The organism is Amycolatopsis sp. lyj-346 (assembly GCF_046548975.1).
Lineage (GTDB): Bacteria > Actinomycetota > Actinomycetes > Mycobacteriales > Pseudonocardiaceae > Amycolatopsis.
This window is the reverse complement of record NZ_JAJPWT010000020.1, coordinates 64,825-87,643: the sequence shown is the minus strand read 5'-3', so window position 1 is coordinate 87,643 and position 22,819 is coordinate 64,825. Positions and strand designations below refer to the sequence as shown.

Annotated in this window: 18 protein-coding genes and 1 pseudogene; 7 read left to right on the top strand and 12 right to left on the bottom strand. The window is 69.8% G+C overall.

Translation table 11 applies throughout. The features are described from left to right. Position 1 precedes the first annotated feature (1 nt). Complete coding sequence (locus tag ACLJQE_RS39315) at positions 2–6,256, bottom strand: PA14 domain-containing protein (RefSeq protein ID WP_410644706.1); 6,255 nt, start codon at positions 6,254–6,256, stop codon at positions 2–4. 384 nt (positions 6,257–6,640) lie between these two features. On the opposite strand from ACLJQE_RS39315, the gene ACLJQE_RS39310 reads away from it, so the two are divergent. Beyond that, a complete protein-coding gene (locus ACLJQE_RS39310; protein ID WP_410644705.1) occupies positions 6,641–8,299 on the top strand; it encodes a DUF2079 domain-containing protein in 1,659 nt (552 codons plus the stop codon). An 8-nt stretch (positions 8,300–8,307) separates the two neighbouring features. Here ACLJQE_RS39310 and ACLJQE_RS39305 read toward each other — a convergent pair whose 3' ends face one another. After that, entirely contained in the window at positions 8,308–8,574 is a 267-nt protein-coding gene (locus ACLJQE_RS39305; protein WP_410644821.1) for a hypothetical protein, read from the bottom strand. 34 nt (positions 8,575–8,608) lie between these two features. Next, positions 8,609–9,181: pseudogene (locus ACLJQE_RS39300) on the bottom strand (radical SAM protein); the annotation flags it as partial. A gap of 161 nt (positions 9,182–9,342) precedes the next feature. Between ACLJQE_RS39300 and ACLJQE_RS39295 the strand changes: the two are divergent. Further along, positions 9,343–9,795 (top strand): zinc-binding dehydrogenase, encoded by a 453-nt coding sequence (locus tag ACLJQE_RS39295; protein ID WP_410644820.1) that lies wholly within the window; start codon positions 9,343–9,345, stop codon positions 9,793–9,795. A 381-nt stretch (positions 9,796–10,176) separates the two neighbouring features. On the opposite strand, the gene ACLJQE_RS39290 is transcribed toward ACLJQE_RS39295, so the two are convergent. Further along, positions 10,177–10,401, bottom strand: a complete 225-nt coding sequence (locus tag ACLJQE_RS39290) for a hypothetical protein (protein WP_410644704.1) — start codon at positions 10,399–10,401, stop codon at positions 10,177–10,179. A gap of 163 nt (positions 10,402–10,564) precedes the next feature. On the opposite strand from ACLJQE_RS39290, the gene ACLJQE_RS39285 reads away from it, so the two are divergent. Next, positions 10,565–11,560, top strand: coding sequence for an NADP-dependent oxidoreductase (locus ACLJQE_RS39285; RefSeq protein ID WP_410644703.1), 996 nt, complete (start codon positions 10,565–10,567; stop codon positions 11,558–11,560). 48 nt (positions 11,561–11,608) lie between these two features. After that, positions 11,609–12,211: a TetR/AcrR family transcriptional regulator gene (locus tag ACLJQE_RS39280; RefSeq protein WP_410644701.1), complete on the top strand. Its 603-nt coding sequence runs from the start codon at positions 11,609–11,611 to the stop codon at positions 12,209–12,211. 422 nt (positions 12,212–12,633) lie between these two features. On the opposite strand, the gene ACLJQE_RS39275 is transcribed toward ACLJQE_RS39280, so the two are convergent. Continuing rightward, positions 12,634–12,900 carry a hypothetical protein gene (locus ACLJQE_RS39275; protein WP_410644700.1) on the bottom strand — a complete coding sequence of 89 codons (267 nt, stop codon included), beginning with the start codon at positions 12,898–12,900 and terminating at the stop codon, positions 12,634–12,636. A 29-nt stretch (positions 12,901–12,929) separates the two neighbouring features. Beyond that, positions 12,930–14,036, bottom strand: a complete 1,107-nt coding sequence (gene rlmN, locus ACLJQE_RS39270) for a 23S rRNA (adenine(2503)-C(2))-methyltransferase RlmN (RefSeq protein ID WP_410644698.1) — start codon at positions 14,034–14,036, stop codon at positions 12,930–12,932. 153 nt (positions 14,037–14,189) lie between these two features. Between rlmN and ACLJQE_RS39265 the strand changes: the two genes are divergently transcribed. Then, on the top strand, positions 14,190–14,768 hold the full coding sequence (locus ACLJQE_RS39265) for a hypothetical protein (protein ID WP_410644697.1): 579 nt from the start codon (positions 14,190–14,192) through the stop codon (positions 14,766–14,768). On the opposite strand, the gene ACLJQE_RS39260 is transcribed toward ACLJQE_RS39265, so the two are convergent. Both ACLJQE_RS39260 and ACLJQE_RS39255 read right to left on the bottom strand, forming a co-directional pair. Beyond that, positions 14,761–17,055, bottom strand: coding sequence for a transketolase-like TK C-terminal-containing protein (locus ACLJQE_RS39260; protein ID WP_410644696.1), 2,295 nt, complete (start codon positions 17,053–17,055; stop codon positions 14,761–14,763). The genes ACLJQE_RS39265 and ACLJQE_RS39260 overlap by 8 nt on opposite strands. Before the next feature lie 107 nt (positions 17,056–17,162). Further along, positions 17,163–17,648, bottom strand: a complete 486-nt coding sequence (locus ACLJQE_RS39255; RefSeq protein ID WP_410644695.1) for an Lrp/AsnC family transcriptional regulator — start codon at positions 17,646–17,648, stop codon at positions 17,163–17,165. 274 nt (positions 17,649–17,922) lie between these two features. Here ACLJQE_RS39255 and ACLJQE_RS39250 point away from each other — a divergent pair, with 274 nt between their 5' ends. Then, a complete protein-coding gene (locus ACLJQE_RS39250; protein WP_410644694.1) occupies positions 17,923–18,546 on the top strand; it encodes a PadR family transcriptional regulator in 624 nt (207 codons plus the stop codon). Here ACLJQE_RS39250 and ACLJQE_RS39245 read toward each other — a convergent pair. Further along, a complete protein-coding gene (locus tag ACLJQE_RS39245; protein ID WP_410644693.1) occupies positions 18,483–19,295 on the bottom strand; it encodes a class I SAM-dependent methyltransferase in 813 nt (270 codons plus the stop codon). The two genes, ACLJQE_RS39250 and ACLJQE_RS39245, sit on opposite strands and share 64 nt — an antisense overlap. Positions 19,296–19,409: 114 nt before the next feature. Here ACLJQE_RS39245 and ACLJQE_RS39240 point away from each other — a divergent pair, with 114 nt between their 5' ends. Beyond that, positions 19,410–20,255, top strand: coding sequence for a VOC family protein (locus tag ACLJQE_RS39240; protein ID WP_410644692.1), 846 nt, complete (start codon positions 19,410–19,412; stop codon positions 20,253–20,255). On the opposite strand, the gene ACLJQE_RS39235 is transcribed toward ACLJQE_RS39240, so the two are convergent. The 3 genes from ACLJQE_RS39235 to pyrH are packed head-to-tail and all read right to left on the bottom strand — an operon-like array spanning position 20,252 to position 22,694. Continuing rightward, positions 20,252–21,343: a CDP-archaeol synthase gene (locus ACLJQE_RS39235; RefSeq protein ID WP_410644690.1), complete on the bottom strand. Its 1,092-nt coding sequence runs from the start codon at positions 21,341–21,343 to the stop codon at positions 20,252–20,254. The genes ACLJQE_RS39240 and ACLJQE_RS39235 overlap by 4 nt on opposite strands. Further along, entirely contained in the window at positions 21,343–21,900 is a 558-nt protein-coding gene (gene frr, locus ACLJQE_RS39230; protein ID WP_364570223.1) for a ribosome recycling factor, read from the bottom strand. The genes ACLJQE_RS39235 and frr overlap by 1 nt, the downstream gene beginning before the upstream one ends. A 50-nt stretch (positions 21,901–21,950) precedes the next feature. Beyond that, entirely contained in the window at positions 21,951–22,694 is a 744-nt protein-coding gene (gene pyrH / locus ACLJQE_RS39225) for a UMP kinase (RefSeq protein WP_410644689.1), read from the bottom strand. Between the last annotated feature and the right edge of the window lie 125 nt (positions 22,695–22,819).

Here is a 22,819-nt window from a genome sequence, read left to right as displayed (position 1 = left end):
CTCACCACTTCTTGTAATACGACTTGTTGAACCAGTTGAAGTCTATGCCGACCTTGCGCCATTCCAGGTGGACGTGGATCGGGTTCAAGGCCTTGCCGAGCCTGCCGAGCTTCTTGTAGTGCTTGGGTGCCGGACCGAGCGACACACGCCACCTCGACAAGTTGTTCGGCTTGCCGATCCGCACGTAGTTGTTGCCGTTGCGGAAGAACTTGGCCGTGGTCTTCGTAGCAATCGACGCGGATCTCTTGGCAGCCGAGGCGACCCTGCCGGCAGCTTTCACCGCCGGGCCCACGAACTTCGCCGCCTTGCCCACGAACTTCGCCGCCTTGACGACCGCGCCACCCAGTCCGCCGGTGACTGCGCCGAACGCGTACATCGCGGCCGCACCCCAGTTGCCCTGGATGGCATTGCCGACCGCGGCGACGCCGCTGGCCACCGCTCCGATCGGCCCCGGAATCCACGAGACGACCTGGGCGACCTTGGTGACCGCCTTGACGATCGAGCTGAACCACGAGTTGCCGTCGAGGTCCATCGCGTTGATCGGGTCGCCGGCCACGTAGTCGTAGTCGTTGGCGGAGCCGCCCTCGACCGGGTCGACCGAGAGGAACCGGCCGAGCAGCGGGCTGTACGGACGGGCGCCCATCTGGACCAGCGACAGTGCACCGGTGTGCTCGTAGGGCCGCTGGTACTGACCGAGCCACCCGTAGTCCATCGAACCCGGCGAGTTGTCCGGCACGTTCTGGGTGTCGACCGCGCCCGACGGGGCCAACGGCTGGCCGTACGGGTCGAACGTGCGCAGTTCGCCGGCCTGGTGGCCGGCCGCGTCGGTGGACAGCACCAGGTCACCGCGGATCGACGGATGGTCGAAAGACGGAGTGAATACGCCGTCGGAACCCACCTTCGTCGTGTAGAGCACCCCGCCCGGAAGGGTCAGCGACAGCGTGGTGAGCCGGCCGCTCGTGCTCAGCGTGAGGTCCGGGCTGTCCCCGTCGCCGCTGTAGCCATAGCGCACGACAGTGTTGTTGTCGCAGTTGCGCGGGTCGCGCCGGACGATGCGGTTGGTCACGTCACGCGTGTAGGCGATGTCCGCCGCGCCCGCCCCAGCGGTGGTCTTCGCGCCGATGTTGCGGCCGGACCCGTCCCACGCCAGCGTCGTCGCGCTGCCGTCGGCCGCGGTCCAGCCCGTGGTGTTGCCCTCCGCGTCGTAGGTGAACCCGGACAGCGCGGAGGCACCTTCGGTGGCCAGCAGCCGGTCTGCCGCGTCGTAGCAGTACCGGGTTTCGGCGGTTCCACTTGCGGTTTCGTCGAGCAGCCGCATCCGGTTGGTGTTCAGCCCGGCGTTCGCCTGGGTACCTGCCGGGCAGGTGGCCGACGCGCTCGAGGTGAAGTCGTAGGTGTAGTGGTGGCCGGCCACGTAGGCCTCGGTCAGCCTGCCGACACCGTCGTAGACGTAGTTCGGCGCGTTCGGACGGGCGTCGGTCCCGGCCAGGGACTCGTCGACGATCGTGCCCGCCGACGTGCGGCCGACCTTCGAGACGACGTCCTTCCCGTCGCTCGTCTTCCACCCCAAGGACAGGAGCCGGGCGCCGTTGTCCTTGGTGACCGACGCCAGCGACGTGCCGTTGCCGTAGGTGACCGAGGCGAGCTCACCGCCGTTGTCGTAGCCGACCGTCGCGAGAACCTGGCCGTCGAGCTTCTGGGTGAGCACCCGGCCGGCGTCGTCGTAGGTGAAAGACACCGTACGCGGCGGGTCCGCCGGGTCCGGTGGCGTCATCGTCGAGGACGTCACCCGGCCGACCTGGTCGTAGCTCGTGCTGGTGCGCACGCCGTTGACGTCGGTGTAGCCGACGACCCGCCCCAGCAGGTCGCTGACCGTGGTCACGGTGCCCTTGTCGTCGGTGATCGATGACGTGAGCGGGTCGCCACCGACCGCGTAGTCGTGCGTCACGGTCCGGGCCGGGGCGTCCTTGCTCGCCGGCACCTTCTCCTGCAGCGGCCGGTCCTGGCTGTCGTAGCTGGTGCACGTCCAGTCGCCGCCGGAGGACTCGGCGACCACTCGCCCGGAGGCGTCGTAGACCTGCTCGTCGACCCGGGCCGGGCCCGCGGCGGGTGCGGTGGACGTGATCAGCTTCGGCAGGCCGCCCTGGTTGACCGCGACGCTGCCGGGAGCGCACGGGTTGACGCGGCTTTCGGTGTCGCCGTAGTAGGCGTAGGTGGTCTTCGCGCCGGACGGCATGGTCTTGCCGGTCTTGCGCAGGTAGCCCGTTCCCGGCGGCTCGTACGACACCGAACCCGCGACTTTCAGCCCGGTGGGACTGGCCAGCCCCGACGTCGCCAGCCCGTACACCGGGTCGAGGCCGTTCTCGCCGAACTTGGTGGTGGCCACCTTGTCCGCGACCCCGTCGGACTCCGACGCCGTCGTCGACGTCTTCAGCCCGTAGCGCGGACGCAGCTGCGTGCCGGGAACCGGCTGCTGGGTGCCGGACGGGGTCGTCCAGTGCAGCTCCAGTTGAGCGGTGAGATCGAATTCGTAGTAGTCGATCCGGATCCGCTTCGCCTGCCCGGACGCGTCGGCGTGCACGACGGCCTGGCGCCACTTCGGCGTGGTGTTGATCCAGTCGTCGATGACCAGCTGGTCGTCGACCCAGACCCGCACGCCGTCGTCGGCAAGCACCCGCAGGGTGTAATCCCCGGCCGTGGGGAAGACGATGTCTCCGGTGGCGCGGAGCGAGAAGTGGTCCGCGGGCGGCCCGGTGCCCGGCGCGTCGCTGTTCCAGTTCTTCACGAACGAGCCGTCGGCGGTGCCGAGGCCGGTGGTGTAGGTCCTCGGCGCACCGGAGAGCTTGTCGTTGTCGTACCACGAGACGGCCAGGCCGTTGATGCCCTCGTCATAGCCGTTGTGACCGTGGGCCATGCCGCCGGGGCACGTCCCGCTCGGCAGCTGACCGGTGAAGCAGGACGCGGGCGCCGGCCCGTAGGAATCGACCGGGCGATCCGCGTAGTCGTACACCGTCGTGGACTTGCGGCCCGCCGGGTCGGTCGTAGACAGCGAGAGGTCCTTGGGGCCCCACTCCTGCGTCGACACGCGGCCGGCACTGTCCGTCGTGGACAGGGTGCGATCGGCGTCGTCGTAGGTGACCTTGCCGGAGAACCCGATCGCGGGCGAAAGCCCCACGGTGTCGACGTAGGTCGTGCGGTTGGCCGGGTCGTAGCGGTAGCCGGTGCCTTCGCGGGGCTTGCCGATCGCGGCGACCGCCAAGCTGACGTTGGTCGCCTTGGGCTTGGCACCGGTGTCGTAGGTGACGACGGAGGTGAGGTCGCCCTCGTTGGCCTTGCGGTTGGCCGGGTCGGCGGCGATCCAGTCGTTCGCAAGGCTCGACCGGGTGCCGGTGAGCAGCCCTGCGGCGTTGTAGCCGTAGTCGGTGATCTCCGATCCCGGGTCTTCGATCCGGCCCAGCTGGCCACCGACGTACCAAAGCCGGGTTTCGGTGCCGTCCCAGTAGCTGATGCGGCACAGCATCTGCGACGGCGGCAGCGCCTGGGCGCCGGGTGGCGGAGTGACGCCGCCGTAGCAGTCGTCGCCGGCACGGTTGTAGCGCAGTACGTGGGACCGTCCGGAGACCGGGTCCTTGATCTCGCGCAGCCGCGACGGGGTGCCGTCGTAGACGTACTGCAGCGCCGCGGGCTTCCGCGAATCGGTGCTGGCGGTCTGGCTCTCGAGCTTGCCGTCGGCGCGGAAGACGAACACCTCGCCACCGTCGGTCAGGGTGACCTTGCCGGCCACGTCGAGCGCCAGGACACCGTCCTCGTCCTGCGGAGGCGTGTAGCCACCGGCGCTCTTCTTGGTCCAGGTGTGCTTCGCACCCGACGCGTCCGTCAACACGATGTTCTGGTCGGTGACCTTGGCTTCGGTGTAGCTCGAACCGTCACCATCCAGATCGGCCGACAGAGTCCAGCCCTGCGGCAGCACCGGCAGGTCGGAGGTGAACAGCCAGTCGGCAGGCACGATCTGCGGGGCGACGGTGGTGTTGTCGGTGGTGCGGACGAACAGCCGCATCTTCGCCGCGCCGGTCGCTTCGGCATTCTCGACCTTGATCGGCACACGCTGCCCCGCGGTCAGCGAGACACCGGTCGCCTGGGTCCAGTTCAGATCGCTCGCAGTATTGACCTCGTAGACCTTGGCGTTGTTGATCCACACGGTGCCGCCGTCGTCGTGGACACCGGCGAACTGGTACGTGCCGGTGACCGGTGCCTGGAAGAACCCTTCCCAGCGGGCGACGAACCAGTCCGCGGACAACGCCGGCGCGAACGGCGAGTCGGTGCCCCAGTCCACGTTGACCTGCGGCTCGGTCCGCACCAGCACCGGTTGCTGCGCGTCGTTGATGATCCCGTTGTGGGAGAGGTCGGCGAAGTAGGACGCCTTGAGGCCCTTGTTCTCCATCTGCTGCGAGTTGTAGGTGAAGCTCACGCCGGCGCTGCCGCCGACGGTCAGGGACGACGGGGCTTGCTCACTGGTGGAAACGTTGCCGTTGGCCAGGTTCACCGTCACCGCACCGGCGTCATCGGTCGGCGAAGGGCCGTGATCACCGATCCGCTGGTCAATCTTGAAGTGCCCGATCCACGTCGGGGTGATCGTCGTGGTGCCGCTGTAGGTCATCGCCTGCCATGTGTAGGCGACGCCGTCCTGCAGGATCCCCGCCGGGACCGTCCAGTTCGGGGTGGTCAGGCAACCGGACTCGACGACGACACCGGACTTGGCGTCGGCGCCGGTCGCGATGCGGAAGCAGTACTTGACGGCCTCACCGTCCGGGTCGGTGACCGGCTTGACCGACAGCGTCGGGGTCAGCAACGTCGACACCGTGCCGTCGACCGGGGCCACCAGTGTCGCGGCCGGGGCCGGGGAGCCCGTGTCGACGGTGAGGGTCGCGTTGAGGTTCTTGTAGGTCCACGTGCCCGGGTTCTCGGCGCCGATCATCATAAAGAAGACCGAGCCGTCGCGGGCGTTGACGCGGTCGCGGATGAACCCGGTCATGCCTTCGCCGACGAAGCTGCCGACGTCACCGACCAGCGCGCTGGTCATGTAGCCGCCGACGCCGTTGAAGTTGAACGCCGACGCGTGGTGCAGGTTCGCGTTCCACGTCTTCAGCGACCCGACCACGCTGGTGTTGCGGGTCAGGTCCATGCGCGCGCCGACCACGGTCTTACCGAACAGCGGCGAGTAGTCCATGTGGAAGACGCTGCGGTTGTAGGTGTCGCCCTTGGCCTGGCTGTTGCCGATCCGCAGACCGCAGGCGTCGCAGTTGGTGCCGTCGGAGCGGTAGGAGTGCGACTCGGTGACGCCGTAGGTGAACGTCGGGTCGACGAACACCGGGTACACCCGCTGCGGATCGCGCAGCCAGTTCGGGTCGACCGCGACGGTCAGCCACCAGTCCGTGCCGGCCTTGTCGAGGGTGTAGGTGCCGCCGGTCATCGCCGGTGCGGTGTCGCCGTTGCCGGCGGAGTCCCAGGTCTCGATCGGCGGCAGCACGATCTTCGCCGCACCGCTCTCGTCGGCCAGGGTGACGGCGCCGCTCTTCTCCAGCTTCGGCGTCAGGTCGCCGGTGGTGAGCTTGAACTTCCACGACGAGCGGCCATCGATTGGTGGGCGCTTGAGCTTAATTGTCTCCTTCACCGCGCCCGGCGTGACCTCGTAGTCCAGGTCCATGCCCGCGGCGACCTCCGGGTAAGTGACCGAATCACCCTTCACCGCAGCGGCCGCCGGGGCGGCCTGGTCGAGCGCCAGGCCCGCGGTGTGGCCGCCGGATTCGACCTGCAGGACCGCGGCGTCGTTGGCCTTGGTGGCCAGGGAGGGGCTCAGCGGGTGGTGGTCGGCGTCGGCGCGCTTGGTCGCCGGGTCGGTGGCCAAGATGGTCTGTACCGGCTGCCACTGGCCGTTCTCGTCCTGCACGTTCAGTGGCTGGTTCGACTGCCGCACCGAATGCGTACCGTCGACGTTGACGTACTCGGTGACGAACATCGACCGCGACACCGGCGTCGACCGTTGCGGGTCGAAATGCGTTCCCGCGCCGCCGTCCAACCGGCTCTGAGCTGCGAAATCCGCCTCCGACGGCGCCTGCGGCACGACAGGAGCGGGCGTGGCCGAGGACAGCAACCCGACGTCACGCGGATCGATCGGCTTCGGCGCTTCCGCCAGGCGCGGCGGTGCCGCGATCGCCTCGGTACTGCCGACGAGCAGGGTCATTGTCAGGGCGAGCACGACTGCTCTGACCCAGCGGACTAGTTGGACAGGGCGCGACAACCGCAGCACGGCCAGTTCCTCCCCCGGCGACCCGGCATCTGCCAGGCCGCCCCAATGGCCCGCGGAGCACGACTACTGCCGCGGGGTGGTGCCGGCGCTTCGTGCAGGTAATGCCCGATTTGCCCTGGTAGGTCGGGTCTTTTCGTCCCGCGCCCGCACCCTGCATCGGTGGGACCTCACACTGTCGTTACATCACCGAGTGAGACGAATCACACAGTTGTCAGGCGATTACCGTTCGGGTATATGGCCTGGTCACCGCCGTCTGCCAGCGGAGAATGACCGGCTACGATCGCTGCCGGTCCGGCCGTCGCCGGACCACATACCGCCTCCGGCAGGAGATCCATGCCCCAGCCTGCGCTCGACGCCCCGGACGTCACCGCTCCGATCCCGCGCACGACCGCGAAGGTCCGCCGCGACGGCGTGCCTCGGCTCGGCGCCGCGGCGCTGTGGGTCTTCGCCGCCGTTCCCGTCGCGTTGGCACTCCTGGCCGCAGTGCGCGCGCCGAAGATGCACGTGCTGCTCGACTACTGGCACGTCTTCGCCAAGATCACCGACGACAACGGCGGCCTCCTGCTCGGCCAGGTCTTCACCTACCACCTCGACCAGCCGTTCGTCGTGCCTTCCCTGCTGTTCTACGCCGACGCCGCGTGGTTCGGCGGCGACAACCGCGTCCTGACCGTCCTGACGATCGCCCTGCTTGCGGCCGCGGTGTTCGCGCTGCGCACGATGCTGCCGCAGCACCTGAACCCGACGACGCGGACGGCTCTGACCGCGGCGACATCGTGGCTGCTGTTCAGCTCCCACGCCACCGAACTGTGGCTGCAGAGCACGAACGGCATCAGCTGGGTCCCCGCGGTCACGTTCTGCACCATCGCGATCGCCTGCGCCCACCACGGCCGCCACGTCGGCGCGTACGCGGCCGCGGTGCTGGGCTGCCTGAGTTTCGGTGCAGCGTTGCCGATCTGGTTCGTGATCGCCGGCATCGCCTTGCTCCGCAAGGAATCGCGGCTCCGTGTCCTGCTCCCCGGAACGGCTGGGTTCGTCATCCTCATCGCCTGGTGGCTGACCAAACCCGCCGGAACGCAGTCCGGCGCGACCGACGCCTTCGACCCGGACGGACGGCTTTCCGTCGCCGCCGCCGCGGTCGGTGGACTGTGGTCGGTGGACATCGCCGTTCTCGCGGTGATCGCCGGAGGCCTCACCATCGCCCTGCTCGCTCTGCTGCTGCGCCACACCATCATCGACCGGTCGGCGACCGACGCGGGGTGGGCGGGTTTGGCCTGCTACGCCTTAACCCTGGCCCTGATGCTCGCGCTCGGCCGGACGACAGCGAACGTCCCCGGGGGCAACGTCGGACTGATCAGCCGGTACGTCCTGGTCGCCGCGATGGCCACCACCGCAGCGCTCGTCCTGACCACTCTGCACCGTCCACAGTGGCCGAAGAAGTACCTCGTCGTGGCGGTCGTCGCGCTGTCCCTGATCACCCACGCCATCGGCGGCGGGAAGGCCGATGAAGTCCGTCGCAGCTATGCACCTCTCGGCCTGTCCGCGATCGCCCTGCGCGTCGACGCGCCCGCCGCGCTCGATGCCCTGCACATCCAGCGGGCCGCCGGCCCGGCGGCGCGAGCGTTGGGCGCCTACCCGTTCGACAGCAGCTTCACGCTCGGTTGCCGCGGCCCCGAACTCGGCAGCCACCTCGACCTGACGACCGCACAACCGACATCGGCCAACGCGACCGGAGCACTCGACACTCCCGCCACCATCGCCGGCGGCATCATCACCGGCTGGGCCGTCGTCAACGGCGCCCGGCCGGACTGCATCCTCATCACCGACCAGACCGGCACGGTCACCGGCGGCGGCATCACGGGCCTGCCACTCATTGCCGGGCAGGCAACGAAAGCCGGACCCGGCGCGACGGCGTGGGAGGCAACGGCCGGCCCGACCAACGGGCCACTGGCCGTGCTTGCCGTCCAGAGTGGACGCCTCTACCGGCTCAACTGAGCCACGGGTCAGCGGTCAAGCCACGGAGCGAGCAGCTTCTCCAGATCGGCATCCGACAGCGCCCGCGGCCCGCTGTGGAACTCGTGCCACCGCGAAGCATCCCGCGCCGCGTTGTACTCGACCTCGTACGCCCGCATCAGCACGTACATGAACGTCACCGAGCTGAACCGCTCGCCAAGCAGCGTCCGGGCCTCCCGAGCCACGTCCGTCGCGCCACTGAAATCCGCAAGCTTCAACGATTCCGCAGCCGGGTCCAGCAGGCTGGGCGCATACATCACGACAAACACTCCATCATCGAAGCCAACAAACTCAGCCTTCAGCGGCCAGCTGGCCACAGGCTGCGGCGATGTCCTGGCCACGGGTGTCCCGGACGGTGCACGCGACCCCGCCAGCGTTCACCAAGCGCACGAATTCCCGCTCCACCGGCTTCGGCGACGCGTCCCACTTGCTACCCGGCGTCGGATTCAGCGGGATCACGTTGACGTGGACCAGCTGACCCAGGTGCTGGCGCAGCCGCTTCGCCAGCAACTCCGCACGCCACGGCTGGTCATTGATATCCCGGATCAGGGCGTACTCGATCGACACTCGCCGACCGGAAGTGTCGGCGTAGTACCGCGCGGCCGAGAGCACCTCGTCGATCGACCACCGGTTGTTCACCGGCACCAGCGTGTCCCGCAGCCCGTCATCCGGCGTATGCAGGGAAACCGCTAGACGCACCTGCAGCTTCTCGTCCGCCAGCTTCCGGATCGCCGGCGCCAACCCCACCGTCGACACCGTCACCGACCGCTGCGAGATACCAAGCCCAGCAGGAGCAGGCTCAACGAGCCGATATATCGCCGATATAACGCGACGAAAATTCGCGAGAGGTTCACCCATCCCTACTCTTTTACAAACTCCGCCGACCTTGCATCTGAGCAGGTCAGGAGACATCAAGCTGCGTCCCGTGTCCTCCATCACAACGGCAGTCCTCTTCCGGGAATGCCCTTTGACGAGGATCAAAGACCTCGAATTCTGGCTCCCCGGCGGCCGGCGGGGTCGGCCACCTGGCCGTGCAGATCGCCAAGGCCCGCGGCGCGTACGTCATCGGCACGGCCAGCGCCGGCAAGCACGACCTGCTGCGGCAGCTGGGCGCGGACGAGGTGATCGACTACCGCACGGTCCGCTTCGAGGACGCCGTCGGGGACGTGGACGTGGTGCTGGACGGGCTCGGCGGCCAGAACGCCGAGCGGTCCCTGACGGTGCTGCGCCCGCGCGGCCGGCTGATCACCCTGCCCGGCCCCGACGACGTCCCCGCCGACGTCCCCGGTCACGTGCGGGCGGTGTGGATGCTGGTCGAGCCCGACCACCTGGGTCTGCGCGAGATCGCCGCACTGGCCGAGCGGGGCGCGCTCACGCCTGTGGTCGAGACCGTCGTCCCGCTGGCCGAGGCCGCGAAGGCGCACGAGATCGGCGAGCAGGGCCGCACCACCGGGAAGATCGTCCTGAGCGTCGCCTGACGCCGCCGCCCCGGCCGGGTCGGCTGCGGGCAGGTGGAGCGGGACTGGAGCGCGGCCGAACGGGACGGGGCGGACCTGCGGGCACGGCCGGACAGGACGGAACTGCGGCTCGGGGCTTCGGAGGGGGCGGGCTGCGGCTCGCGGAGGGTGCTTCGGTGACGGCCAGGGCGGCTCGCACGGGGGCGGAGGCAGGGCTGCGGCTCGCGCCGGAGGGTGCCTTCGGTGGTGGCCGGGGCCTGCTGCTGCCGGCGGGTGCTCGCGGCCGGTATGTGGCACCGGAGAGGGCGCGTTGCGGGCCCAGGACGCCCTCGATGCCGAGGACGGCGGCCTCGTCGGCCGCCCGTCAGCGGCGCCCGCCCCGCCGGACCGCCTCGGACCGCCTCAACCCGCGATGCTGCCACGCCGCTCCTCCACTGCGGTCCGCCCCGCCTGCCGGTAGCCCGCCGGAACCGAAGTTGTGGACAGGGTTTGCGTCTGCCCGTTGTCCGCACTGCCGGACTGGATGTTCTTGCCGAGTTGCGCGGCGCGGATCGCGGCGACGTACCCGCTCGATCCGGCACCGAGGACGATGCCGTCGGTGGTCCGCTCGCGGCGCCCGATCGGCATGTGGGCCGCGTCCCATGGGACCTCCCTTGACAGCGAATCTGAGTAGACTCATAATTGAGTGCAGTCGGATCAATGGCGTGAGGCTAGGCCCCCATGTCACGCCCGAATTGGCTGATCCGGCCTCACCCCTGGAAAAACAGGATGAAGACAAGGAGTGGCGCTCATGCGAGCGTTCGTCGTCACCAAGTACAAGGAGCCGCTGCAGGAGGCGGACGTCCCCGAGCCCACCGTGGGAGAGCACGACGTGCTCGTCCGGGTGGAGGCCGCCGGACTGAATCAGCTGGATGAGAAGATCCGCGCCGGTGAGTTGAAGCAGATCCTGCCCTACCAGCTGCCGCTGATCCTGGGCAACGATGTCGCGGGCACTGTCATCAGCGTCGGGACGGCGGTTCGCGGCTTCAAGCCCGGAGACGAGGTCTACGGTCGGCCCGACCAGGACCGCATCGGCACCTTCGCCGAACGCATCGCCGTCGCGGAGGGCGACCTGGCGCTCAAGCCCGCCTCGATCAGCATGAATGAGGCCGGCTCGCTGCCGCTGGTGGCGCTCACGGCGTGGCAGGCGCTGGTGGAGCGCGGGAAGGTGCGGCCCGAGCAGAAGGTCCTCATCCACGCCGGCGCCGGCGGGGTCGGTTCGATCGCGATCCAGCTCGCCGCGCACCTCGGTGCGCACGTCGCCACGACCGCCAGCGCTTCCAACGCGGACTTCGTGCGCGCGCTCGGCGCGGACACGGTGATCGATTACCGCACCCAGGACTTCGAGCAGCTCCTGACCGGCTACGACCTGGTGCTGGACAGCCTCGGCGGGGAGACTCTCGAGAAGTCCCTGCGGGTGCTCAAGCCCGGCGGCAAAGCCATCGAGATCGCTGGTCCCCCGGAGCCCGCTTTCGCGCGCGAGGCCGGCCTCAACCCGCTGCTGCGCGTGGGGGTCGCCGCCCTGAGCCGCAAGATCCGCAAGCAGGCGAAGAAGCTCGGCGTGACGTATGAGTTCATGCTCATGCGCGCCAGCGGCGACCAGCTCCGCCAGATCACCACCCTCATCGACCAGGGCGTGGTGCGTCCGGTCGTGGGAAAGGTGGTCGGCTTCGACCAGACCCCGCAGGCGCTGCAGTCCCTGTCCCAGGGTGGCATCCGCGGCAAGGCCGTCATCGGCCACAGCTGACCCGCCGCAACCGCGACGGGCGACACAGAACGCACGAGGACACCACCCATGTCTGCCGCCTCCCAGCCGGCCGGACGGCGCGAGCGGAACAAGCAGGAGAAACTCGACCGCATCGTCGCTGCCGCCAGTGAGCTGTTCGCCGAACACGGCGTCGATGAGGTCACGACCCAGCAGATCGCCGACAAGGCCGACATCGGCACCGGGACCCTGTTCCTTTATGCCAAGACCAAGGGCGAACTCCTCCTCCTTGTCCAGAACGCCAAGTACGTCGAAGCACTTGAGCAGGGCCGGGCGGACGCCGAGACCGTCCCCGGCGTGCTGGACGCGGTGCTGGCGATCATCCGGCCGATCGTCGAGTGCAACCGCATCCAGATCGACAACGGACGCACCTACCTGCGAGAGATGGTCTTCGGCGACCCCGAGGAGCCCCGGCACGGCGCGGCACTGGCCATCCTCGCGCAGACCGAGGAGACCGTCGCCGCCGTGCTGCGCCGAGACGAACGGGTCGCAGAGGGCGACGCCGCGACGCTGGCACACATCGTGTCCGCCGTGATGTTCCTCAGCATGGCGGCGGGCGTGAACATCGCCTTGAGCGTCGAGGAGATCGTGCAGGACATCCGCAGGCAGGTCGACGTCCTGCTGCCTCGCTGAAGCGCGGCCAGCCTCAGGCCCAGGCGACCATCCGGTAGTCCTCGGCTGCGGCATGGCCCGAATCCCCAAATGGCAGGTCATCCGGCCGTTGCCGCCCATACCGGCATGACTGGACGGGTGGGCCGGCCGGCCGGAGAGCCACCACCACCGCGTGCTGCTGGGATTCCGGAGATTGCCTGCCTACGTGGCGTCGAGTCCCCGTCGCACAGTCCCTGTCCGCAGGTCTGCGCGGGAAGTCCCAGGTTCACGACCCACGGGAGGGGGATGAGGTTGCAGCCTTCAGCGGCGACGCCGGCACTCTTAGGCGGGCGCTTGCGCCGGCAGAGGTCGAGCTCGCCGACACCGCCGGGTGACTGATCGAACGCCGACAGCGAGCCGACGCCCCTACCCGGTAACGCACCGGCGACGGCGAGCGCAGATGGTCAGCGGTCAAGCCACGGAGCGAGCAGGTTCTCCAGATCAGCGTCCGACAACGCACGCGGACCACCGTGGAACTCGTGCCACCGCGCCGCGTCACACGCTGCCGTGTACTCGACCTCGAACGCCCGCATCAGGACGTACATGAACGTCACCGAGCTGAAGCGTTCACCCAACAGGGAGCGCGCCCCGCGGGCGACGTCCGTCGCGCCGCGGAAGTCGGCCAGCTTCAACGATTCCGCAGCCGGGTCCAGCAGGCTGGGGGCATACATCACGACAATTTCTCCATCACTGAACAGAATCAGCCTTCAGCGGCCAGCTGCCCACACGCCGCGGCGATCTCCCGGCCGCGCGTGTCGCGCACCGTGCACGCTACTCCGCCGGCGTTCACCAGCCGCACGAACTCCCGCTCCACCGGCTTCGGCGAAGCATCCCACTTCGAACCCGGCGTCGGGTTCAACGGAATCACGTTGACATGCACCAGCTGACCCAAGTGCTTTCGCAACCGCTTCGCCAGCAGCTCCGCCCGCCACGGCTGATCATTGATGTCCCGGATCAACGCGTACTCGATCGACACCCGCCGCCCCGACGTGTCCGCGTAATACCGCGCCGCCGACAAAACCTCGTCCACCGACCACCGCTCGTTCACCGGCACCAACGTGTCCCGCAGCTCGTCGTCCGGCGTGTGCAGCGACACCGCCAGCCGCACCTGCATCTTCTCGTCCGCCAGCTTGCGGATCGCCGGCGCCAGGCCCACGGTCGACACCGTCACCGAACGCTGGCCGATGCCCAGGCCACCGGGAGCGGGATCCGTGATCCGGCGCACCGCCGCCACCACCCGCTTGTAGTTGGCCAGCGGCTCACCCATGCCCATGAAGACGATGTTCGACAGCCGGCCCGGGCCGCCCGGCATCGTGCCGTCGCGCATGACCGCCGCCGCCGCGCGGACCTGGTCGACGATTTCCGCCGTCGACAGGTTGCGGTCGAGGCCGCCCTGGCCGGTCGCGCAGAACGGGCACGCCATGCCGCAGCCCGCCTGGCTCGAGATGCACAGCGTCGCGCGGTCCGGGTAGCGCATCAGGACGCTCTCCAGGAGCGTGCCGTCGTGGGCCCGCCACAGCGTCTTGCGCGTCGCACCATCGTCGGCCGCCAGCGCGCGGACCTCCGTCAGCAGCGTCGGCATCAACGACTCGACGAGCCGCGAGCGGGAGACCGCCGGGATGTCCGTCATCTCCGCCGGGTCCACCGTCAGGCGGGAGAAGTAGTGGTTCGACAGCTGCTTCGCGCGGAAGGGCTTCTCCCCCAGTTCGGCCACGGCGGCGGCCCGCTCGGACATCGAGAGGTCGGCGAGGTGGCGCGGCGGCAGGCCACGCTTGGGCGCGTCGAAGACGAGGGGAAGGGCAGTCATAACGGCTCCAGTGTCCCACGGGCCCACCCGGACCGCCCGGGGCACCCTGGCCGGGTGTACCCCAGGTCACCGGCCGCCCCCGGTCGGGGGTGCCGCGCGTCCCAGGGGATGATCCACCGGGAAAACCGGGCGTCCGACGAAAGAGGTGAGCGCGTGTCCTTCCGGCACCTTGTCCTGGTGGTCGCGGTCACGCTGGGCGTCGCCGCTTGCAGCACCCCGGCCGAGGGGCCCGCCACCCCGAGCGCGGCGAACGGGCCACACGCGAACGTCGGGTCGCTGCACCTGCCGTTGCCCGCGGACGCGACCTACACCGAGCACAGCCCGGACGGCCTGCTGGACGGCTGCATCGCCGAAGGCACCGTGGTCTGCGAAGCGCGGATCGTGGACCTGCGCACGGCAGGCGCCGACGCGCCGATCAACCTTCCGAGCACGAAACGGCCCTTCGGCTGGTACACCGGCACGGACCTGCCCACCTGCATCACGCCCGCGTCGCCGCCCGGGAAGGCCGCGGAGGCGACCGGCAGCGAGCTCCTCGACTCCGGCTTCGCGCCGATCGGCCCCAAGAAGGCCGAGTACGGCCGCTGGAAGGTCACCTGCGAGAACTCGGCGCAGAACAACCAGATCCGGATGTGGTGGCTGCCGAACAGCCGGATCCTGATCGTCCAGTACGGCTCCTTCCCGGGCTGGGACGCCAAGATGGACGCCCTGCTCGCCCGCGCCACCTTCAGCTGACGGCGTCGAGCGCGGCCCGGATGATCGCGTCCGTGTCGATGCCGTGGTGGCGGTAGACGTCCTCGAGCGACCCCGACTGGCCGAAGCCCGTGACGCCGAGCGCGACCGACGGGACCCGGTTGATCCCGGCGAGGAACGCCAGCGTGTGCGGGTGGCCGTCGAGCACCGTGACCAGCGGCTTCGCCCGCGACGCCGGGAACACCCGGTCGAGGATCCACGAGTCGGCGCTGCCCCGGCCCGACCGGGCCTGGAGAGCCTCGAACAGCAGGCCAGGGCTGGTCACGCACACGACGTCGGCCTCGACGCCGACCTGGGCCAGCCGCTCGGCCGCCGCCAGGGTGTCCGGCACCAGCGCGCCCATCGCCGCGAGCGTGACGGCGGGCGCGGCCGCGCGCCGCAGCAGGTACGCGCCCGCCACGACCTGGCGGCGACGGCGTTCGCGGGCGGCCGGGTCGGTGGGCACCGCGGCGAGGGTCTGGTCGACCGGACGCGTCGAAAGCCGGAAGTACGACGACGTCCCGCCCGGCTTGCCGAGCCGGCCGAGCGCGGCCAGCAGCGTCCACTCGGTGTCGATCGCGAAGGCCGGTTCGTAGCTGACGCAGCCCGGCTGCTCGATCCCGATCGACGGCGTGGTGATCGACTGGTGCGCGCCGCCTTCGGGCGCGAGCGTGACGCCCGACGGCGTCCCGATCAGGATCGACTGCCCGCCCGCGTAGATGCCGAACGACCACGGCTCCAGCGCACGCTCGACGAACGGGTCGTACATGACACCGATGGGCAGCAGCGGCTCGCCCCACCGGCTCCAGGTCGCGCCGAGCTCGCCCAGCAGGCCCACGAGGTTCGTCTCGGCGATGCCCAGCTCGACGTGCTGGCCGGTCGGCTTCTCCCGCCAGTGCATGATCGTCTCGGGGTCGTCCTCGAACCAGTCACGGCGCTCGGTCGCCGACCAGACGCCGACCTTGTTGACCCAGCCGCCGAGGTTGGTCGTCGAACTGACGTCGGGGCTGACCGTCACCACGCGCTTCGCGGCTTCGGGCGCTTCGCGCGTCAGGTCGAGCAACACGCGGCCCAGCGCCGCCTGCGTCGTCGCGGTCCCGGACGGTGTACGTCCGATGTCGGCGGGCAAGTCCAGCGAAGGCGCCGAAGGAACGTCCGGACGGCGAAGGCGTGAAGCAGCTTCAAGACACAACGCGGCTTCGGGAGACCCCTCCGCGAAGCGCTCCCACGGCGAAGCGAGGTCGGTGCCCGACGCCGAAGCCAGCTCCTCCATCTGCGCCACGGTCAGCAGCGAGGAGTGGTTCTGCGGGTGTCCCTGTGTGGGGAGACCGCGGCCCTTGACGGTGTAGCAGAAGATCACCGTCGGCCGGTCGTCCGCGATGGACGCGAAGACCTCGTCGAGCGAGCCGAGGTCGTGGCCGCCGAGGTTCCGGATCGCGGCCAGCAGCGTCTCGTCGTCGAGCGACGCCACCAGCCCGGCCAGCGCGGCGTCGCCCGCGGGCAGCCGGTCGCGCACCTGGGCCGCGTCGCAGCGCAGCAGCCGCTGGTATTCGGGGTTCGGCATGGCGTCGATGCGCGCACGCAGCTCGGCGCCGCCGGGCCGGGTGAACAGCTCTTCCAGCAGCCGCCCGTACTTCAGCGTCAGGACCTGCCAGCCGGCGGCGCCGAACATGCCCTGCAGCCGGCCGGCCGCGATGTTCGGCACGACCCGGTCGAGGGACTGGCGGTTGAGGTCGACGATCCAGACGATCTCGCCCAGCTCGGCGACGGCCGGGTCGAGGATGGCCTCCCAGATCGCGCCTTCGTCCAGCTCGGCGTCGCCGACCAGCGAGTACTGGCGGCCGGTCCCCGCATCGCGGCCCCGGGTCGTCAGGTAGCGGCGGGCCAGCGCGCCCCAGATCGGGGCGGTCGCGCCGATGCCGACCGAGCCGGTCGAGTAGTCGACCGGGTCGGGGTCCTTCGCGCGGCTCGGGTAGCTCTGCAGGCCGCCGAACTCGCGCAGCGTCGGCAGGTAGGCCTCGTCCAGCTCACCGAGCAGGTAGTTGATCGCGTGGAGCACCGGGGACGCGTGCGGCTTCACCGAGACGCGGTCCTCGGGGCGCAGGTGCCGGAACCACAGCGACGTCATGATCGAGACCAGCGACGCGCACGACGCCTGGTGACCGCCGACCTTGAGCCCGGACGGGTTCGGCCGGACCCGGTTGGCCTGGTGCACGATCGCGGTGGCGAGCCACAGGACCCGCTGCTCGATCGCGGTGAGCGCCGGGGCGGTCACGGGGGCATGGGTCATCGTCGACACCTTTCGTGCAGGAAGCGCCCACCAGGACAGCACCGGTGGACGCATCGCACAACCGATGTCGCCGAAAGTGCGCAGAATGCGCACTCGATCCCGAAGGCTCAGGCCTCCGGCTGCGCAGAATGCACGCGCTCCAGCAGGGGCGCCAGGCGGTACGGGACGAGCTCGCGCATGACGAGGGAGATGTTCGTCCGCTCCACCCCGGGCGAGGCCAGGATGTGCCCGGCGATCCGGTAGAGGTCGTCGGCGTCGACGGCGACCACCTGCACCATGAGGTCGCTCGCGCCGGTCAGCCCGCACACCTCGGTCACCTCGGGGATCGCGGCGAGGGACGCGCCGATCTCGGCGAGCCGCCGCTGGTCGACCTGCGCGTTGACGAACGCCCGCAACGGGTAGCCCAGGCGCGCCGGGTCGATGCGGCGCTCGAACGACCGGAGGACACCGCGCTGCTCGAGCCGCGCGAGCCGGGCCTGCACCGTGTTGCGGGACAGGCCCAGCCGCTCGGCCAGCGCGACCGCCGTGGCCCGGGGGTCCTCCCCCAGGGCCTCGAGCAGACGCGCGTCGATCTCGTCGATGGTTTCCGGCACGCGCCGATTCTCTCAGCCGAGGTAGCTGACCAGGTCGTCGAGGACTCGCCTCGCCCCGATCGGCCGAGGCCGAGGAACCAGACCTCGTCGGCGACCGGGATGGCGTGCTTGGCCTCGACCGCGCCGAGCGTCACCGACGCCAGTACGGCGACCAGGGATGTCCATTTAGGACGCATCGGGAGTTCCGTGAGCGAGCTCACCGGCCGGGAGTTGCCATCCGACCGGTTCCGATATATCGTGAACGTGTCGCAACAGTTCGAGAAAGGACAACGACATGCGTAGGCAACGACACCCCTTCGCCCACGAACGTGGGCGCGCACCTTTCGGGCCCTTCGGTGGTTTCGGCGAGTTCCCCCCGGGCTTCGGCCCCGGCGGACGCGGTCGCGGCCACGGTCCGGGCCGGCGGGGTCACGGCGGACGGCGCAGCCGCCGCGGTGACGTCCGCGCCGCGATCCTGGCGCTGCTCGCCGAGCAGCCCCGGCACGGCTACGAGATCATCCGCGAAATCGGCGAGCGCTCCGGCGGCTTCTGGCGGCCGAGCCCCGGCTCGGTCTACCCGACGCTGCAGCTGCTGGCCGACGAAGGCCTGGTCATCAGCAAGGACGAGCACGGCAAGAAGCTGTTCGAGCTGACCGACGCCGGCCGCACCGCCGCGGAGCAGCAGGACAGCACCCCGCCGTGGGAGCACATCGCGCAGGACGTCGACCCGGGCGAGATCGGGCTCGCGAAGGCGGGCAAGAACCTCGCCGCCGCCGTCGTGCAGATCATGCGCGCGGGCACCGAGAGCCAGCAGGCCCGCGCGGCCGAGGTGCTCAACGACGCCCGGCGTTCGCTCTACGGCATCCTCGGGGAAGACGAGGACGAGTCCTCGGCTCCGTCCGAAGAAGCAGCCGAGTGACCTGGCACGACGAGGCCGGTGGGCTTGACCCGCGTGTGCACGCGGTAGCCCACCGGCAGCGTCAGGTCCTGGGCGCGATTCCCGTTACGCTGCAAGGCCTCCGCGATCGCCTGTTCGGCGACCGGCCTGCTGAACTCGATCTTCAGCACCGCTTCGAGGTCCGCGGCGGTCGCGAAACGCCATTCGGTCGCGACGCGGCGGCAGCCGAACCCGGCCCTGGCGAAGAACCGTTCCACCGCGCCCGGGTCGTAGTGCGGTAGATCGGCGCGCATCCACCGGCCGTAGGGCTCGCTGGTCGCGTCGAGGTCGACGATCAGGATCGCGCCACCCGGCCGCAGCACCCGCTCGGCCTCCGCCAGCCCCGGCTCGCACCCGGGCCCGAAGAAGTATGCCGTGCGCGCGTGCACGACGTCGACGCTCGCGCTGCGGACCGGCAGCCGCTGCGCCCGGCCTCTCCGGACGTCCACGTTCGACAGTCCCTCGACGCGCTTCAACGCGCTTCGCACCAACGGCTCGTGCGGCTCGATCCCGAGCACCGATCGCGCGTCGGCGGCGAAGTGCGGCAAGTGAAACCCGTCACCACAGCCGATGTCCAGCACGTCCATGCCGGTCCAATCGTGCTCCTCGCGCAGCACGCGCCAGATCTCGCCGCCGCTGTCCTGCGCCCGGTTCTCCAGCTCGTAATCGGCCTGGTAGTACCAGATGTTGGGGCTCGGCACGACCTCCGTGCGCCGCGACGACCACCGCACCCCCGCTGCTCCTTCCGGGTCCTCGCCGCCGGGCCGTGCCGGCACGGTGGCGAATTCTTGGCGGAAAACTCACCGATCGCGCCTAGAATCCGGTGGGTATCGGGAGGAGCACCCATGGCAATCGGCCCGTCCAGTACCCCGTCCCCGGTCCCGGCCGGAATTCCGTGCTGGATCGAGCTGGCCTGCCGTGAGCAGGCCGTGGCGGAAAGATTCTACGGTGCCCTCTTCGGCTGGGAGTACACGACTCAGCGAGATCCGGCGACGTCCGACGGCCGCTACGCCATCGGGGCGCTCAACACCCTGCCCGTCGGCGGGCTCTACCGCGCGGCCCAGGGCGCGCCGCTGGGCTGGATGCCGCACATCTCCGTGCCGCACACCGCGAGCGCGGCCGAGTGGGTGGAGCACCTCGGCGGGCGGATCACCCTCGGGCCGCTGGCGATCCCCGACCGCGGCATGATCATGCACGCCGTCGACGCGTGCGGCGCGCCGGTGGTGTTCTGGGAGGTGCCGCCGAGCTGGGAGTTCGTCACCGGGATCCCGAACACCTTCAGCGGCGCGGATCTCAACACCCACGACGGCGTCGCGGCGGATCACTTCTACACCAAGCTGTTCAACTACGGCAGCCACCAGATCGGCGACGGCGAGACCCTCGACTACGTCGAATGGCTCATCGAACACGAGCCGGTGCTGTACCGGTACGTGATGGGTTCGGAGTACAGCCTGGACACCCCGCCGCACTGGCTCGTGTACTTCGACATCGACCCGGCCCGCGGTGTGGACGCGGTCGCGGGCGAAGCGCTCATGCACGGCGGCACGGTGGTGATCCAGCCCTACGACACCCCGTTCGGCCGGATGTCGATCCTCGCCGACCCCGAGGGTGCGGTCTTCGCGGTGATCGACCACTCGCGCGTCACCGAGGGCTGGGGCCGCGCGGAGGTCGACGACCCCTACGACGACTAGACCGGCACGAACGCCGAAAGCAGCAGCCAGGACACGACGGCCGAGGGCAGCAGCGAGTCGAGGCGGTCCATGATCCCGCCGTGCCCGGGCAGCAGCGTCCCCATGTCCTTGACGCCGAGGTCGCGCTTGATCAGCGACTCGACGAGGTCGCCGAGGGTCGCGGTCAGCACGATGGCGACACCGAAGATCACGCCCTGCCAGACGTGGCCGTCGAGCAGCAGGCTGAGCGTCAGCGCCCCGGCCACGACGCCACCGATCACCGACCCGGCGAAGCCTTCCCAGGTCTTCTTCGGGCTGATGGCGGGCGCCATCGGGTGCTTGCCGCCGAGCACCCCGGCGATGTAGCCACCGGTGTCCGACGCGACGACGCCGATCAGGAAGGCCAGGACGCGCCCGACGCCGTCCGACGGCGGCACGAGCATGGCCGCGAAGGCACCGAAGAGCGGCAAGTAGGCGGCCGCGAAGGTGGACGCGCTGATGTCGCGCAGGTAGCCCTTCGCGCCGCCGGGCAGCCGCCAGAGCAGGCAGGCGAGCACGGTGAGGACGAACGCGGTGAGCGCGCCCTCCCGCCCGAACGGCCAGGCGAGCCAGATCATCGCCTGGCCGCCGACGAGCACCGGGATCATCGCGACCCGGATGTCGGCGACCCGGCGCAGCACCCCGGCGAATTCGAAGGTGCCGACCGCGATCGCGATCGCGATGATCCCGATGAACAGGTACCGGACGGTGAGCAGGGAGACGATGATCGCGGCGCCGAGCAGGAGGGCAACGCCGATGGCCGCCGGCAGGTTCCGGCCGGCCTTGGAGGCCTTCTTGGTCTCCGGCTTGCTCTCCGGCTTGGTCTCCTGCGCGACTTCGGCCCCCGGCACCGAGGTCGCCTCGGCAGCCCCGGCAGCCGACAACCTGACGGCTTCGCCCGTGCCCGAGGTCTCCGGCACGACCGGCGTCTCCGCCGCCGTGCCGGTTCCCGGGAACTCCGGTGTGGCCGGGGTGCCGGCGTCGCCCGGCTCCGGCGTCCCGGGCGTGGCCGCCGGGTGTGCTCCGGTGGCGTCCACCCGGTCCTCGCGTTCCTCGCTCACCTGTGCCATCAGACCTCGAGCAGCTCGGCTTCCTTGTGCTTGACCAGCTCGTCGACCTTGTGCGAGTACGTGTCGGTGAGGTTCTGCAGCTCCTTCTCCGCGCGCACGACCTCGTCTTCGCCCGCTTCGCCGTCCTTGCCGATGCGGTCGAGCTCTTCCTTGGCCTTGCGGCGGATGCTGCGGATGGTCACCCGCGCGTCCTCACCCTTGCTCTTGGCGACCTTGACCATCTCCTTGCGCCGCTCCTCGGTGAGCTGCGGGATGACGATCCGGATGACCTGGCCGTCGTTGCTCGGGTTGACCCCGAGGTCGGACTCGCGGATCGCCTTCTCGATGGCGCCGAGCTGGGTCTGGTCGTAGGGCTTGATCAGCGCCATGCGGGCTTCCGGCACGTTGACGCTGGCCAGCTGGTTCAGCGGGGTCGGCGCGCCGTAGTACTCGACCACGATGCGCGAGAACATCGACGAAGTTGCCCGGCCGGTCCGCACCGACGTCAGGTCGTCCTTGGCGACGGCCACCGCTTTTTCCATCTTCTCCTCGGCATCGAGGAGGGTCTCGTCGATCACGGCTACTCCCGTTGTTGTGATGGTGTGGCGCCTGGCTGATCCCAGCAGGTCTAGGCCGGCACCCCGGCAGTGGGGGTACTGACCAACGTGCCGATTCTTTCACCACTCACCGCGCGAGCGATGTTCCCCTCGGTGAGCAGGTTGAACACGATGATCGGCATGTTGTTGTCCATGCAGAGGCTGAACGCCGTCGCGTCGGCGACCTTGAGGTCCCGCTCGAGTACCTCGCGGTGGGTGATCTCGCGGAACATCTCAGCGGTCGGGTCGTTCTTCGGGTCCGCGGTGTAGACGCCGTCGACGGCCTTCGCCATCAGCACGGCTTCGCAACCCAGCTCGAGCGCCCGCTGCGCGGCCGCGGTGTCGGTGGAGAAGTACGGCATGCCGACCCCGGCGCCGAAGATCACGACGCGGCCCTTCTCCAGGTGCCGCTCGGCGCGGCGCGGGATGTACGGCTCGGCGACCTGCCCCATCGTGATGGCGGTCTGCACGCGGGTGGGCAGGCCCTCCTTCTCCAGGAAGTCCTGCAGTGCCAGGCAGTTCATCACGGTGCCCAGCATCGCCATGTAGTCGGCGCGGTCACGGTCCATGCCGCGCTGCGACAGCTCCGCGCCCCGGAAGTAGTTGCCGCCGCCGATCACCACCGCGACCTGGACACCGGTGCGGGCGACATCGGCGATCTGCTGCGCGACCGAGTGGACGACGTCCGGATCGACGCCGATCGAACCACCGCCGAACATCTCGCCGCCCAGTTTCAGCAGCACCCGCCGGTAGCCACCTTCGACCCGGTCACCCATCTATGTCGCCTCCTGTGTTGTTGGCCGCCTCCGCGGGAGGGAGTACGTCGGCGGGTGCCCTTTTCATCCTCAGACCTGACAGTGCCCCGTCCCCGATGGACGGAGACGGGGCACTGGTGAAACCT